Annotated in this window: 13 protein-coding genes; all 13 read right to left on the minus strand. The window is 65.3% G+C overall.

Annotated elements, in window-relative coordinates; genetic code table 11:
• Positions 1 to 9 precede the first annotated feature (9 nt).
• Genes FGD77_RS05815 through FGD77_RS05875 form a run of 13 tightly spaced genes read right to left on the minus strand, consistent with a single transcriptional unit; the run spans position 10 to position 14,911 of the window.
• Positions 10 to 339, minus strand: a complete 330-nt coding sequence (locus tag FGD77_RS05815; protein ID WP_255007340.1) for a DUF4280 domain-containing protein — start codon at positions 337 to 339, stop codon at positions 10 to 12.
• A complete protein-coding gene (locus FGD77_RS05820) occupies positions 339 to 836 on the minus strand; it encodes a phage baseplate assembly protein V (protein ID WP_255007342.1) in 498 nt (165 codons plus the stop codon). Before FGD77_RS05820 ends, FGD77_RS05815 begins: the two co-directional genes overlap by 1 nt.
• Positions 833 to 1,975: a hypothetical protein gene (locus FGD77_RS05825; protein ID WP_255007344.1), complete on the minus strand. Its 1,143-nt coding sequence runs from the start codon at positions 1,973 to 1,975 to the stop codon at positions 833 to 835. Before FGD77_RS05825 ends, FGD77_RS05820 begins: the two co-directional genes overlap by 4 nt.
• A 5-nt stretch (positions 1,976 to 1,980) precedes the next feature.
• On the minus strand, positions 1,981 to 2,268 hold the full coding sequence (locus tag FGD77_RS05830) for a hypothetical protein (protein WP_255007347.1): 288 nt from the start codon (positions 2,266 to 2,268) through the stop codon (positions 1,981 to 1,983).
• 12 nt (positions 2,269 to 2,280) lie between these two features.
• Entirely contained in the window at positions 2,281 to 2,931 is a 651-nt protein-coding gene (locus FGD77_RS05835) for a hypothetical protein (protein WP_255007349.1), read from the minus strand.
• Positions 2,928 to 7,994, minus strand: coding sequence for a DUF4157 domain-containing protein (locus FGD77_RS05840; RefSeq protein ID WP_255007351.1), 5,067 nt, complete (start codon positions 7,992 to 7,994; stop codon positions 2,928 to 2,930). Before FGD77_RS05840 ends, FGD77_RS05835 begins: the two co-directional genes overlap by 4 nt.
• Positions 7,991 to 8,236, minus strand: coding sequence for a hypothetical protein (locus tag FGD77_RS05845; RefSeq protein ID WP_255007353.1), 246 nt, complete (start codon positions 8,234 to 8,236; stop codon positions 7,991 to 7,993). Before FGD77_RS05845 ends, FGD77_RS05840 begins: the two co-directional genes overlap by 4 nt.
• Positions 8,233 to 10,062, minus strand: coding sequence for an ATP-binding protein (locus tag FGD77_RS05850; RefSeq protein WP_255007355.1), 1,830 nt, complete (start codon positions 10,060 to 10,062; stop codon positions 8,233 to 8,235). Before FGD77_RS05850 ends, FGD77_RS05845 begins: the two co-directional genes overlap by 4 nt.
• Complete coding sequence (locus tag FGD77_RS05855; protein WP_255007357.1) at positions 10,059 to 11,372, minus strand: DUF4255 domain-containing protein; 1,314 nt, start codon at positions 11,370 to 11,372, stop codon at positions 10,059 to 10,061. The genes FGD77_RS05850 and FGD77_RS05855 overlap by 4 nt, the downstream gene beginning before the upstream one ends.
• Before the next feature lie 4 nt (positions 11,373 to 11,376).
• The gene (locus FGD77_RS05860) at positions 11,377 to 12,144 is read right to left on the minus strand and encodes a hypothetical protein (RefSeq protein ID WP_255007359.1); all 768 of its coding nucleotides are present in this window, start codon (positions 12,142 to 12,144) and stop codon (positions 11,377 to 11,379) included.
• Positions 12,141 to 12,752: a hypothetical protein gene (locus tag FGD77_RS05865; protein ID WP_255007361.1), complete on the minus strand. Its 612-nt coding sequence runs from the start codon at positions 12,750 to 12,752 to the stop codon at positions 12,141 to 12,143. The genes FGD77_RS05860 and FGD77_RS05865 overlap by 4 nt, the downstream gene beginning before the upstream one ends.
• Positions 12,753 to 12,802: 50 nt before the next feature.
• Positions 12,803 to 13,330 carry a phage tail protein gene (locus FGD77_RS05870; RefSeq protein ID WP_255007363.1) on the minus strand — a complete coding sequence of 176 codons (528 nt, stop codon included), beginning with the start codon at positions 13,328 to 13,330 and terminating at the stop codon, positions 12,803 to 12,805.
• Between the two features lie 12 nt (positions 13,331 to 13,342).
• Entirely contained in the window at positions 13,343 to 14,911 is a 1,569-nt protein-coding gene (locus FGD77_RS05875) for a phage tail sheath C-terminal domain-containing protein (protein WP_255007365.1), read from the minus strand.
• Between the last annotated feature and the right edge of the window lie 445 nt (positions 14,912 to 15,356).

The raw sequence follows: 15,356 nt of genomic DNA on the forward strand, positions 1-15,356 counted from the left end.
ATGCCTTTCCTATTGTCCCTTCACCCGGACCTGCTGAACCGTCGCCGTCGGGGTGCCTTGGGTTCCCAGCGGGCCGATGGTGATGCCCTGACTGGTCGATAGCAGCGCGGGCTGGCCTTCGATCCGCACGCGGGTGGCGGGGGTCGTCCATTGCACGCTGGAACACGGCTTGGGCGCGGGTTCCGGCGTGGAAAAGGGGCAGCCGCTGATAGAATAACTGTGCGCCATGGTGGTTGCAGGCTGCCCGCCCAGGGTGACGCGGCTGGAGGCGGACGAGGGCGTCGCCTGCCCGCCATGGGTGCACATCACCGTCGCGCCCTGGTGCAGAAGAAAGCTCATCACACCACCTCCAGTGCGCCGGAATTGACGCTGACCTGCGGGCCGGTCATTTCTATCTTGGCCCCGCCCGAGGTTTCCAGCGTGATGCCGCTGGCGGTGATCGTGACCTTGTTGCCGGCAACCGTTTCGATGACGACGGGGGCGGCGGGGTTGATTTCATCCAGCGTGATCGTGGCGGCAGGTGTCTTGATCAGTTTGGTCTGCGGTACGGTGCCCGGCGCCTCGCCCTGCCCCCAGAAACACCCCGACCAGATCGGGGCGTCGATTGCGCCGCCCTCGAACTCGACCCAGATTTTCGCCCCTACCGGCGGGATCATGTAGAAGCCCTGATCCGGGCCGGCATAAGGCACGCAGGGCATCGCCCAGTTCAGGGTGTTGGTGCCGTAGATCGCAGGCACCTCGACCTGAAGCCGCCCGATCTGATTGGGATCGATGTTGTTGGATACCGTGCCGCGATATTTGCCGAAAACCCTGTTGGTGGTGGTCATATCATTCATGGCAGCACTACCGGCACCGTGGTGCCGACCCCCTCTCGGTTCAGTGTAAAGGATTGCACCCAGGCCCCGGGCGAAATTTTCTGGATCACGCTTTGCACGTAATACAGCCCGTCATGATCCAGCCCTGCGCCGCGCAGACCGACCAGACCGCGCGGGGTCAGGATCGCCCCGTAAACCCCGGTATCCAGATCGCCGGTCACGGTGACGGTGTCCTGTGTGGCGTCGGACTGCGCCTGTGCCTCGCCCAGTGCCTGCGCGGCGGTGGGTGCGCCATTGGTGCGAAACAGGTTGCTGCGCGCGGTGGCCTGATTGGCGATGGCCGGCTGGCTGGCCAGGGGTGGGCGCAACGGGGCGGTGGATTGCACCGGGACGGTCTGGCCGCTCTGGCGGTCCTGCACCTGACCTTCGACGCTGGCGGCCTCGGCTTCGGCATTTTCAAAGCTCAGGCCCGTGGCATTGGTTTCCGGCCCCATGTCGGTGGTGATCGCCGATTGCGGGATGCCTATGCGCGGCAATGGCCCCCAATACGCGGTCGAGGTCAGCGGCACCGGACCGGGGATCAGGGTGAAGATCGCGTCATGCGCTTCGGCCAGTTCGGTGAGATAGGCGTAATCGGTGGCGCGCTGCATCGGCACGCGGTCAATCGGGTTGGGCCGTTCGGCAGTAAGGGGCGGGATCACCAGAGGCACGACGCCGTAGCTTGCATATTTCAGTAAGACGAGCGCCGCGATCTCACCCGGACCCTGCGCCGGGTGCTGCGCCTCGATTTCCGTGCGGTCCATCACAAAGCTCAGATCCTTGCCGCGCACATGCAGCTTGGCCGGGCCTTCGCCCTCGGAGGGCTTGAATTCGGCCTGCTCGATGATGCCGTCCATCAGGACATGCGGCCTGATACCCAGCGTCGCGGTGATGACGACGCGCGCACCCGCCTTCAGCCCCGGCTCGGCCATGATCGGGAACAGGCCGGCGATGGCCCCGGCGCGCACCGCCTCGAACACCAGTTCAAACCCCGACCGCTCGCGGTCCGATGACGCGATCTCGGCGGACACGAAATGCTCCATCACGGCCAAGGTGGCCGGACGCGGCACGCCCTGGCCGATCAGCAGTGTCAGATGTGCGCCAAGAAGCTGTTCCAGCACGAGGGCTACTCCGGTTTGATCTGGTTAAGCGCCAGCCGCCGTCCGGGCGGCTCGGTCAGCGTGGTGTGGTCGGCATTAGGGTTGGCATCGGCCACGCGCCAGAACTGGCGCGGTTCGCCGTAGGCACGGTCGGCAATCAGATCCAGCCGGTCGCCCGATTGCACCTTGATCGAGGCAACCGGCGCCTCGGGAGAGCGAATGATCCGGCGCGCGACATAGGCAACACTGCGCCCGGCCGGATCGATGAATTCCCGCAAGGGCAGTTTCGCGTAGCGGCTGTCTTTGTCGAACATGTTGAAACTCCTTTATAAAAGACTGACGTCAGATCCCAGAACCGCACCCAGGCTGTTGGCACTGGCAATCGTCGCCATTGCCTCTTTGACCACCTGATGGGCGAGGAACATCGCATAGCCGGGATGGGTCACGCGCAGGTCCGAATAGCTGAGCACCGACAGATCCATCGCCACCTTGGCGCGGATCGGGTTGAGGTTGGGGTCATACGCCTCCTCGGTGATCGACAGGCTGGACAGCTTGACCGGCAGGATGCGATGGCGACCCCAGATGAAAACGGTGAACGGGCTTTTCATCGGCAGGATCTCGATGGTGCCGACGTTCATCAGGATCGAATTGGCAATCACCGTGGCCGATTGCGGGTATAGAAGCGTTTCCAGCGCGGCGAGGCGCGGATGCAGGCCGTTTTCAACGACCACGGCGTCCTGCACCTCCAGATCGTCGGCGGCATCCAGCATCGCCTCGACCTTGATCGTCTCTGTCGGGGCGCCGGCCAGACGAAAGGTCTCGGCGCCGCCCTCGCCCTCGGCAGACCGGGCTTCGACGGTGCGCGACAGGCTTTCGGGATTGAACTGGAACGGGATCACCGACGGGATCGGCACCGGCGGGCGAAAGGCCACGATGGCGCCTTTCAACAGCTTGGGAGAGCGCGTGTATCCGGTCATTGCAGGACCCTCGTGATATCGGATTCCAATGCATCCACGGTCGCCGAGTAAGCCCGCCGCGAATTGTCCTTGAGCTGCCCGTAGGTGCGCCACTGGGCGTCGGACGATGAATAGTAAAAATCGAAATGCACCCGCTTTGGCGCGGGCAGCCGCTGCGCCCCCTGCCAGATCGTTTCACGGTAAAAGCCCAGGATCGCGTCCTTGATCGCCAGACCATCGGCGGTCGAGGCAATGTTGTCGTTGATCGGGCCGTTCAGGCGATCGCCCAGTTGCCCGTGCCAGTCGGGGCTGGACCATTGCAGCTGCGCCCCGCGCGCGACCTGTCCGCCCGCCAGCGTCCCCGCGTCCAGACCACCGGCATGGGCCTGCAATACCGGCACCTGTTCCATATGCGCGGGTCCGGTCGCGGGGTAGAACTCGGTTTTTTGGTCTGCGCTCAGATCGTTATACGCCTCGCCGCTATTGACATGGGCCTTGGAAAAATAGGGGATCGTGCGGTCGGCATTGGCCAGCCCCGATTGCGGCTTGAACACCAGTTTGGACGTGGGCGTGCGCACCTCGTGCTGGAATTTCAGCAACATGGCCAGACCGCTGGCACTGTCGACATCGCCGCCAGACTCGATCCGCGCTGCGGTGGCGGTCAGGATGGTCGCGGCCTTGCTGGCCGGAATCCATTCGTGATTGCCCGGATCCGCACCCCGCACCGCATCGGCCATGCGCGTACGGTTCTTGGACGCACGTTTGCTGTTCCCGTCGCGCAGGAAAAACACCAGCGCTTGTGGCACGCCGTGTCCCGCACCTGCCGTATTCTCGTTATCGTCATCGAAATACGGCCCGAAATTACCATCAAGCAGCGCCGCCGGGTTCGGCACTATTACGGTTTTGTAGTAGCTGCCGGTGACGTCCTTGAACTTGAAATCATACTCCAGCTGGTTGGCGAACTTGCGATCCGCAGCCGCGCGAATGGCCGGGGCCACGGCATCGGCAACGGCGTTGCCGTCGCGGCCCTGAAGGATTTCGCCAAGGATCGCGGCCGGGTGCGGCGACCGGTTGAGATCGCCGGTCAGATAGTCGGACAGGAAGTCGTTCATCTTGTCGGATTGCGGGTCGAAATCCTCCTGCGGGCCAAGATGCGCCTCGACCACACGTTTGACCCCGGCGCGGAACGTCGCGTCATGCAGACTGCGCAGGATCGCGTCCGAGGATGCCGGGCGCGACCACGTGCCGGGGATCGCGGTGTCGGCGGGAATCGCGGTGCGGGCCTGCGCCCAGCTCATCGTCAAATAGCGCGGCACGTCGAGACGGTTCAGCACGTTGGCGCGCAGGCGCGCGGCCAGTGCATCATTGCCCAGCGCCGCCAGATCATCGGCAAAGTGATCGCCAAGGCCGCGATTGGGATCAATTCCAAAGAATTCCAGCACCTGCTCCAGTGCGCGCTTGGTCTGCTCGCCTTCCTGGGCTGTGGCCTGTTTTTCATCCGTGGCGGTGGCCGGGTCGGCGTTGTCCGCATCCTCGGCGGCCTCGGCGGCGCGGTCCAGTTCTGCCTCTTCCGTCTTGGCCCGATCGACGAGGGTTTCCAGTTCGGCCCTCTTGGTGGTCTTTGCCTCGCCTTCCCAGCCGCTGCTTGCTGCCAGATCCTCGAACGGCGGGCCGGTGCGCCCATCCAGCCAGCTTTGCAGCGTCTGCGGGGTCGAGCGGATCATCGGCACCACGGTTTCGCCCTGATCTTCGATGCTGAGTGTATGGCTCTCGCCGCCGCCGCGCACCGCGATCGGCGCCATGATCTGACCGCCTTCCGCCGCCTCGTCATCCTCATCCCCCGCCGTGCCGCCGACCCGTCCGCCGGTCAGCGCCGACAGCACCCGGTTGATCAGGTTGACGATGGCGTCCTCGATGCTCTGGCGGACGTTGTTGATGATCTCCTGCACCTTGCCCGCCACGTTGCCTAGCCCCAGCAGCCGTGCCAGCAGGTCGATGGCGATGGGCAACAGGCGCGACAACACCGATTCCACGCCCAGCATTGCAGGCTCCAGCACGCCGGTCGCGATTTCCCACATCGTGTTGACGATGGTCTGGACAACCTGAAAAATCCGGGCCAGCTGATCCTTTAGGAACATGATGAAGTTCCAGATCGTCATCACCAGTTTGACCAGCGCACCGACCGGGCTGAACAGCCCCGCCAACCAACTGATCGCGGCCATGATCACGCGCTCGACCAGGAACGACTTGATTGCGTCCAGCACCATGTCCTTGAGGCTGGACAGATCGGCCATGATCCTTTCCCACAGGGCGCTGAAGCCGCCGGTGATCAGCTCGACCATGTAGCCCATGACGAACTCGATCCGCTCGACCGCCTCTTCGCCCAGCACCCGGACGGCGACGCGGCGGATCATGTCGACGGTCAGGCCCAGGATCTGCCGTGCCAGATCCAGCACGCCCATGAGATCGAACTTCTCTGGAATCTGGATGTCACCGCCCAGCGCGCCGGTCAGCCAGCCGATGATGCCCCTTTTCAGATGCTCCAGAAAATTGCCGCCGAATTTTCGCACGCCGCCGACGAAAGCCTCGACCAGGTTCGACAGGAACCCGATGGGATCGTCGATGATGATGTCCAGCGCCTCGACCGCCCTGGCGATCACCTCGTAGAACGCGGCGGGCTGGATGCCGAGCGCCATCAGCACCGGTTCGAGGATCAGCTTGGCAAGCGCGCCCCAGTCGCCGGTCAGCGCCGCCCGCGCGATGGCCAGCGCCGCATTTACCGCCGCCTGATAAACCGCGAGGATCGCGTCCAGCCCGGCCGCCAGCGCATCGAGCAGCGCCGAAACCGCCGCCTTCAGGCCCTCGGCCACGGCGTTGACGGCGTCGGTCGCGACCTGCACGGCGCTATCGATGGCGTCGTTCAGGGCGGCGGCGATAGCGGGGAAATGCTCGGCCAGCAGCGCGTTTACGGCAGCCTTCAACGCCTCGCCCAGCGCCTCGATCGCCGCAATGATGGCGCTGGCGGCAAGATCGATCAGCGCAAGCGCGGCCTCCTTGACCGCATCGATGATGGCCGACACGGCCGAGCGCACCGCGTCAAACACGTCGTTGATGAACTTGGTCAGCTTGTCGAACTGGTCCGCCACCCAATTGGCTGCCCGCTCCCACCAGCTGAGGTTCTCGGCCTCGCGTTCCTGCCTGTTGCGCTCGTTTTCGGCCTCGGTTTCGCCGCTGGTCACCTCGGCCTCGGCGTCGGTTTCAGCCTGATCGAAATCAGCGGTGACCTGAGATTCCGCGGTGCTGACCTGCGTGTCGATTTCAGTCTGCGCAATGCCGCGTTGGGTGTCTGCCTCGGCTTCGACATCCGAAACATGCTGCGCTTGGGCATCCACCGCTGTCTGGCGCGCGTCCTGCACCTCCTGGCGGCGCGTGCCAACCTCTGCGCGCTGCTGGTCGTCGGCCTCGGCGTTCAGGCGGTCCTTCTCGGCCTCGGCCTCAAGCAGCTTTGTGTCGCGTTCCGTGTTACGGGATTCGACTGCCGTGCCGACCTCGGCAGTCGCGGCGTCCATGCTGGAGGCCATGCTATCGTTGTGATGCGCGTCAAACAGCGCGATCACATCGTTGTCCAATTCCTTGTCACGGAAGTCTGCGGCGCCTTCGACCGGACCTGCGGCCTGCTCGATCTGCGGCGTTTCGCGGGGCTCCATGGTGAAGTCCTCGCGCACCTGTTGCAGTTCCACCTGCTCGGGGCCCGGCCCGTCCAGAACGCCCTGCGTCGCCTCTTGCCTCTTGCTTATCGCATCGGCGCGGGCGGCCTCGTCCTGATCGGCGACGCGCTGCGGATCGCTGGCCCCTTCCAGCGGCACCTCGGGGCGTGCGCCTGCCGAGGTCTCCACCTCATTGTCATCGGTCGAAACATTGCTGAAGGCGCGGCCCAGCCCCTGTGCATCGCCTTCGCTGAACCAGCTTGAAACCAGCGCGTTGCCGCTGACATTCAGATTGGCCGTGCCGGCGTCCGGGGTCGGATCGACCTGCGGTTCGGGCGGCGGGGGCGGCGCGCCATCCTCCAACTGCGCCTCGCGGGCCTCGGGTGTCTGCACCGGCTCTGGCGCGGCCACTTCGTCGGTGCCGGACATCTGCGCCTGAAACTCGGGCAGGTCGGCCTCAAAGCTTGCCTGATCCTGCGCGGCCATCTCGCCGACTTCGCCCTCCAGCCGGTCATGGTGCATGGCCTTGACGGACGGAGGCGCGTCCTTGAACGCCACCATCAGCCCATCGGCATCCTCGGCCCCTGCCAGCGCCTCCTCGGCCTCGGCGGTGGCGGCTTCGTCGATTTCGATATCCGGCATCGGCGCAGGCTCGAATGTCGGCACCGGCTCGTCCGGTATCGGCTCTCCCAGATTGACGGGGGCCATTGCATCCGTGCCGCCCGGCTCTGCCCGGCTTTCGTCGGTCTGGGCGCCGGTTTGCGCGCTCGTAACGGCAGGGTCAGGCGCGGCGGGATCCTCGACCGAAGCCTCGAATTCCTGCGCCGCCTCGCGGTCGCTGCCAACCACGAGGTCGGCCTCGTCCAGTTCCTCGACCCGGCGAAAGGCGACCGCGCCGGGATAGAGCCCGGCGGACATGTCCGGCACCGGGCGACCGGCCGCCACCAGCGCCTCGGCCTGCGCGGCCTCGGCTTCGGCAGCGCCCTCCATGCCGCGCGGGCCGGTTGCGCGCTGTTGCAGGGTATGCGCGACCTCATGCGCCACGATCGGCTTGCCCGAGTTGGCCGAAAGCAACACCGCTTCGCCCTGCACTGCCGCCTGCGCGCCCTCGGCATGCAGCGCCGCATCCACCTCTGGGCCCTTGTAGACGCGGATACCGCCAAGATCGGCGTTGAACTGCGCCTCAAGCTCTTGCCGATAGGGCAAGGGCTGTCCCTGCAACGCGGCCAGCCTCAGCCGGTCGACGCTGACATGGGTTTCGACCTTCTGCTTTTGCGGGGCCGCCTGATTGACATGCACGGCCCAGCGCTTGCCGGTCTTTGGCTTGGCCACCTTGTCAGGTGCAGCCTTGGGGGTTTTGGCGGCCCGCGCGCTCATAGCCACAACTCCGCGAACAGTGCCCGCGCCAGATCGCGCCCGATACCCTCGGGGGTCTGCGACACCACCTGCAGCTGCCCCAGATCAATGTCTTCCACGTCTTCGCGGGTCTTGCCGGGGGGCAGGCCATCGCGGGTCAACAGCTCTACCAGCGTATCCTCGAAGGCATTCGCCGTGCGCCGGCCTTCGTCTTCGGTCATGCCCTCCAGCCGCAGGGTGTCAATTTCGATGACAGCACTCATCCCAGCGCCCTCAGCTGGCCTTCGGGTAGCGGCTTGCCCAACTTGGCAATCTCGCTGCGCGCGGCCCTTGCAATATGGCTCATGCGGACCGGGCCGCCCTCACCTGCGGCTAAAAAGGCGGCAGAGATCGCGATGGAGCGGATGTGACCGCCCGCCAGTGCCAGCTTGGACAGGGCCTGATAGTCCAGCGGCTCGACCGGCATCTGTTGCGGAAACACCACCTGCCAGATGCGCATACGCAGGGCCGCATCGGGGAACGGAAAATCAAGGATGAACCGGAACCGGCGCAGAAACGCCTCGTCAACCGTCGCCTTGAGGTTGGTCGTGACGATGGCACAGCCGGAATAGGCCTCGAGCCGTTGCAGAAGATAGGCGGTTTCGGTGTTGGCGTGGCGGTCAAGACTGTCCTTGACGTCCGTGGTGCGCTTGCCGAACAGTGCCTCGCCTTCGTCGAACAGCAGCACCACGCCCGAATTTTCGGCGGCATCGAAAATGCGCGCCATGTTTTTCTCTGTCTCGCCGATGTATTTCGACACGATGGCCGACAGGTCCACGCGGTAAAGATCGGCGGCTTCGCCGTCAGGGCCCAAGGTCGTGGCGACGACCTCGGCGGCCATGGTCTTGCCGGTGCCCGACGGGCCCGAAAACAGCGCCGCCAATCCCAGCCCGCGCGCCGATTTCGCGCGAAAGCCCCAATCGTCCAGAACCTGCCCGCGGTGCTTTTGAAACGCGGCTAGCTGGCGCAGAAGATCCATCTGTCCGTCAGGCAGCACCAGATCGCTCCAGCTGGCCTGTGGCTCGATGCGCTGCGCCAGCCCGTCAAGGCTGCGCGCGGCACGGGTGCGGGCGGTGGCCCAGATACTGGGGGCAAGGCCCATATCATAGGTGGCGACGGCATCCCGCTGGGCGGTCGGGCTTAGGCGCAAACTGTCGGTCAGGAGGGTATCCCCGCCCGTTTCGGGCTGAAATTCAGCCACCGGACGGCGGGTGGCGGGCGTGTCCTTGCCCCAGATCAGCAATGGCGCGGTGACCAGATCGGCCAGCACGTCAGCGATGGCGCCGGATGACAGGACCAGCCCGGCCTTGAGCAAGACCAGATCGCGGTTCAGCATCGCCGCGATGCGCGCTGGCGGCAGATCAATCGCGTCGGGGTCCAGCGCGAAGGCACGCAAACCCAGCCAGCCAAAGGCGGCAGTGGCCAGACGTTCAGCGCTCAGACGATCCTCCAGCCGCAGATGGATCAGCGGGAATCCCGGCTGTTCCCGCGCCGCGACCAGTGCATCGGACAGACGGTCGCGGTCCGCGTCGGGCACGCCTTCGCGATCGTGCAGCGCGGTCAGGGCATCGGCCAGCGCCTCACCCGGCTGGGCATGGCCGTGCAGCGCGTGGATCAGCCCGGTATCGACGGCCAGCAGACGCTGCGCCAGTCCCGGCCCAGGCACCAGATCGACCAGCCCGGCCTGCGCCAACAGGCCTTGTGGGGCCAATGCCTTCAACGCGCCTGCGCCCAGCACATGCGCCACCAGTCCCGGTGTCGCGCGGCCCTGCAAAGCCAACGGATGCGCGCCTATCGCAGCGGCGGCGGCGGTCCCAAGGTCCGGCGCAGCGGCCAGCAGAAAGGTGTCGCGCACCCGCCCCGCAAGGCCAAACCGCAAAAGCACCTCGGCCAATCCAACCGGCCCAAGGGCCACGAGCTGCTTCAGCCCGGCATCCAGGTCGGGCGGCGTCCCCTGCTGCGCGCCCAGCAACCACCCGATCCGCGCGGCCGCCAGTTCCAGCGCCTTCATCTGCAGGGCCTCTGCCGGGATGATCTCGGCGCGGCTCATGGATCAAGATCCGCCACAGGCCCGTCAAAGCCCGCCAGCCCCATCGACAGCGCGCTGGCGGCGCCGCCGATCTCGACACGGATCAGATAGGTATCTGCCGCCACATCGACGACATCGGCGATGATCTCGGTGCCAACAGCAGACCGCGACCGGCAGCGCACCGAAAACGCGTCATTGCCACCGCCCGGTAGCGGATTGAACAGTAGCGCCGCCACCTGATCGTCGCCCACCGGATGCGCCAGCGTCGCGGCAACGGTTCCGCTGAAACGCCCTGACGCAGTGGTCCCGGTGACGACATGGCTGTCCAGCTGCGGCGTGATGACCAGCGGCGTGGCGTTCGACATCTCCCACAACCGGTCGCCGCCGCCGCCCTCGGGTGTGAACAGATGCTCGATCTGGAGCAGCGACAGCCCGGCCCGGATATCGGCAGGCAATTGCACATCGACGCGCAGGTTGGTGGCATTGGCCGGATCGACCGCCAATATACGGTCGCTGAGCCGCACCCGCATCTGGGCCGAGGCCAGTGCCGTCCCTTCAATGGCTACCCAGTCACCCGGTTCGATCCCCGCCATCAGGTCACGCGCTGTCCCGGCTCCGCCCGGCAGGCGTGCGATGCGGCTGATTGTCGGGCTGCGCAACTGCGCGGTGCGCCCGCCCAGCGTCAGCACCGGCAAGGACGACCGAACCGGCGTACGGCTTTCGATCAGAACACAGGACACTTGATAGAGCGACGAGGCCCGCAGCGGCGCCGAGAATGCCGACCACAGGTTCGACAGCCCCTCAAGCTGCATCGGATGCTCGGTATCGGGCACGGCGGGGGTGATGCGGATCTGCTCGAACTGATCGGCCAGGTCCGAGGCGAGGATGGACCGCAAGCCCGCAGGCAGCAAAGAGGCATCGACCGGCGGCGTCACACCGCCCAGCGCCGTGCGGATCGCGGCGCGGGTCAGCACCGGGGTTTCGTGCAGGATCTGCATCCCGTAGCCAAGGATGATTTCGGCGCTCAGTGTCTCGGCGCCCGTGGCAGTCAGGACAAAGTGCAGATCCAGCGCCAGAAACGGGCTGTCCAGACGGTTTCCCTGTTGGCCCCGCGCCGGCAGCCGTTCGCTGGACCACGCGGCGTTGCGGGTGGCGTGCCACATATAGATATTCAGCCGGTTGGGTGCCGGATCCTCGGACGAGACTTGATCCAGCGGCATCGCGGTCACATCAATCGGCCCGATCGCATCCAGATCGGCATTCGCCACGCCATCGTTCAGCATGTCCATCAGGACGGCAGTGACAGAGGCGATGGCGAGCGCGTTTGACATGGGCCTATCTTTTCTTCCAGCCGAGGTAATCTGTCAGACCGCTTGGTGCCGGGGTGCGGGCGGCAGGCCCGCCCCGGCGCGGCGGCTCGGGGCGCGCCGGGGCTGGTGCCGGCGGCGGCGATGCAGGCGCAGCCGGGCGTGACACCTCGATGCGGCCGATGCGGATGACGGGGGGGGTAGACGCTGCCGTTGGGGCCGAGGCCGGTTCTGCTACAGGGTGCGTCGGCGGATCGGTCAGCCTGTCCATTTTCGATGCAGGAGGTTCGGCCTGCACGCTCGTTTCGATGATCCGTTCCGGCGGCGCCGACGGGATGTCGGGCGATTCGCCCGACGTATCGGGGCGCGGCTCAGGCATTCCCACTTGAGTCCGGCGCTGCGGTTGCGATCGGGGCTGTTGTTCGCTGTGCGTCCGGTCTAATCGCACCGGAATGTCCTGCGTTGCTGCGGCGGGGTCGCCGTCGCGCACCACCGGATGGAGGGGTGCGGATTGCACGCTGTCCAGTTTCGCGTCGGGTGGGGGCGGCGCGCGTGCAGGCGACGGTGTCGACTGCACCATGTCCGCCTGGCCTGATTTCCGCGGCAGGGAAGCCGGCGCTCTCTGCGGTTGGGGGGATGGAGGCCGGGGCGCAGGCCTTGCCACGGTCTGCGCCGCTTCTTCGCGCAGGCCCATGGCGTCCGTGCCGCCCTCAAAACGCGCCTGCGGGCGGGGCCGGATCGCGGGCTGCGCGCCGGGGGCAAAGCGCGCGGCAAGGCTGTCGAACAGGCCGGTCATTCGCCCAACTCCGCCAGCCAGATCGCACGGCGCGCGGGCGTCATTGCGGTCAGCTCGGCCTCGGACCAGCCAAAAGCGCGGGCCAGTTTCGCCACCTCCTGCACCACCCGGCGGGCGGCCTGTTCGATCCGCGCCCAGGCAAAGCCCGCAACATCCAGGGGTTGTACCTGCACCGCGCCGCACGCGGCGCATTCCAGTTTCAGATCGACCTGCAAGGCCGGGTCAGCCTCCAGCAGGGCCGCCTGCGCCGCCGCTTCGAATGCGGGATCGCCCCATGGGGCGTCTTTGGACAGGGCAGTGCGGGCCAAGTTACCCCCCCGGATGTCGGACAGCCGTGGGAAGCGCACCGGATACCGCGCCCCGCCATAGGGCACGTGCAGCCCGTCGCCCAATTCACTGCGCGCGGGCAACGCGAAACCGGCAGGCAGGGCGAACTCCACGCCCTCGCCGCATTCTTCGCAGGTCATTACCGCCTCTTGCGGGCCGTCAAACAGCGCCGTCAACCACCCCCAGATCGTGCGATCCACATCGCCGATGGACAGCGCGTCGGCATCGCCGCCGCCCGCCGCACATAGCAGCGCAGCCCGGTCCGCGGGACCCGCCGCCATCCCCTGTCCGTAAATGTCGAGAATGGCGGACCCTGTGGGCGCCGCCAACATCAGCTTGCCGGTTCGAGGAACTCGACCTCGGCCGGTTCGCTCACGTCGTAATCCCGCTCCCAGCCCTCGTTTTCCAGCTTGATCATCTGGATCGCAACGGCGTTTGCGTTGGCGTCCAGTTCGGGCAAAGCCTGATACTCGGACACCCACGCCCGGAAAATCCGATAGCTGATCGCCAGCTGCCCGGCCTCGTTGTAGAAATCGAGGATCACGTCCTTGCGGAAATCAGCCAGCGACACCTCGGCACCAAGCCCCGAGCCGAAATTCCAGATCTTGTTGGCCCATTGTTCGAATTCGACGTCATGGGTCACGCCGCGCTCCAGCGTGATGCCCTCGAACATGGTGCGACCGGGGCTTTTGCGCGGGGTGGAGGGATCGCCCCCCTCGCGATGCTCGACGATCTCGGTGGTGCGCTTCAGCGGGCTGACCTTGGAAATACCCGCGACGTAGCGGCCATCCCATTTCAGGCGGAACTTGAAGTTCTTGTAGGGATCGAAGCGGTTGGTGTTGACGGTAAACTGTGCCATCTGAAAGTCCTCCTAGGCCGCGTTCGGGAAGCGCTGCTGAATACGGATCACGACGAATTCTGCCGGGCGAACCGGGGCAAAGCCGACATAGACGTTCAGGATGCCAAGGTTGATGTCCGCCTGCGTCGTCGTCTCGCTGTCGCATTTCACAAGGTAGGCATCGCGGGCAGACGCCCCCTGAAACGCGCCCTGGCGGTGCAGCTGGTTCATGAACCCGCCCACCGTCATGCGGACATTGGCCCAGAGCGGTTCATCATTGGGTTCGAACACCACCCATTGCAGACCGCGTTGCAGCGAGTTTTCGATATGAAGCGCCAGACGGCGGACATTGACGTAGCGCCACTCGGACGCCCGGGCATCGGCCCCGTCAAGCGTGCGCGCCCCCCAGATCACCGAATTGTAGACCGGAAACGTCCGGATCACGTTGACGCCCGAGGTGTTCAGCGGTCCCTGCTGGCGATCGGTCATCACATCGACCGGATTGCCACCCGAAACGCGGGCCTCGGTGCCTGCCGGGGCCTTCCAAATGCCGCGCGTGGCGTCGGTACGGGCGATCAGACCGGCGGCCATGCCGCTGGCCCCTATGACGCGCGGCGCCAGTGGGTTCAGCGGATCCGGCCCGGTCACGCGCGGATAGTACAGCGCGCCATCCGGCCCGGCAGCAGCCCCCAGCGCCGTCAGCCACGACTGCATGTTCCCCCGGTTCACGTCGGGCGGCGAATCAATCACCAGAAAGGCGAAATTGTTGCGACAGAAGGTCGTGGCCTCCTGATAGATCGCCGCCGAAGCGGAGTTGTCGGTGAAATTCGCCGCCCCCGGCAGGCACATCAGATTGAACACCTGCGGCACAATCGCGTTCAGTGCATACAGGCCGGTGCCGTTGGCCTCGGACCCGCGAATGGCGTTCGATGCCGCCGCCGCCCAGCCGGCGTCGCCCTCCATCGTGCCGTCGCCGCCGCCGGTCAGGGCCGTAAAATCCCCCGCCGCACCTTCCAGCAGCGCGTCAAGGTCCGTCGCGTCGACCGCACTGATCTGCGTGCGGGCGGGAAGGGTTGCAGCGCCCAGGGCTCCTTCGATCAATTCGCTGGTCTCCGCCAGCACATCGTCAACGAAACGCACGTCCCCGGCGGTGATCGAAACGTCGATGAACGCCTCTTCACGCACCACGTTGGTCAGGGTCGGATCGTATTCACGCACCAGCAAGGTAAAGCTGGTGCCAGCGCCGGTATGCGCGATTCCGACACGGATACGGTCGCCCCACGCACCGGGCGACGTGGCATCGAGGTCCAGATCGTCGACCGTGGCGCTGGATGTCGCAGGAGTTCCGGCCGTGACCCGGACGATAAAGGCGACCGAGCCGCCGTTCAGGAAATAGGACCGCACGCCGTAGGATGTCTCGGACCCGGCATTGAGCCCACCGAATATGCGCTCGAATTCGCCAAAAGATGTGACCCGCATGGCGCGGTTCACCGGTCCGCGCCCGAATGTGCCGATAAATGCGGTGTTGGACGCGGCCACACCTGCGATGGCGCGATTGCCGCTGGGTACTTCGCGTATAAAGACGCCAGGGGTATCAAACATTGAAATTACCTTCCCTATGTCAGACCTGCACGGCCCGAGCGCACAGGAGTCGCAATTCCTTGAAAGTTCGGAACACGCGGAAAGCCATGCCCGAAAGTGCCTGTATGATATCGATGTTTTTAAAAGGGATTCGGCTCTAAAAACCGCACCCCGAAACTAGAGACTGAATACCTGCCCGAAATAAACGGACCTCGGAAATTCTACAATTACATTTCGTAATTCAATCAGCGTAGCACAGGAATATCGATCCGGCAACGATGCAAGTTGGCCGCCAAAATAAACGCGGTTATCTGAGGATAACCTGCGCCTCCGCCCCCCTCTTTTTGCGCTAAATCCATTCAGGTTTTGGTTCATTTTTAGTCGGTTAGCATATTCCCGATATGTCACGACGACAAAACTGAAATGCGGGCTGCAATGACTGTATCCGCCGACCATGGGACCACCA

The sequence above is a fragment of the Roseovarius sp. M141 genome (genome assembly GCF_024355225.1).
GTDB lineage: Bacteria > Pseudomonadota > Alphaproteobacteria > Rhodobacterales > Rhodobacteraceae > Roseovarius.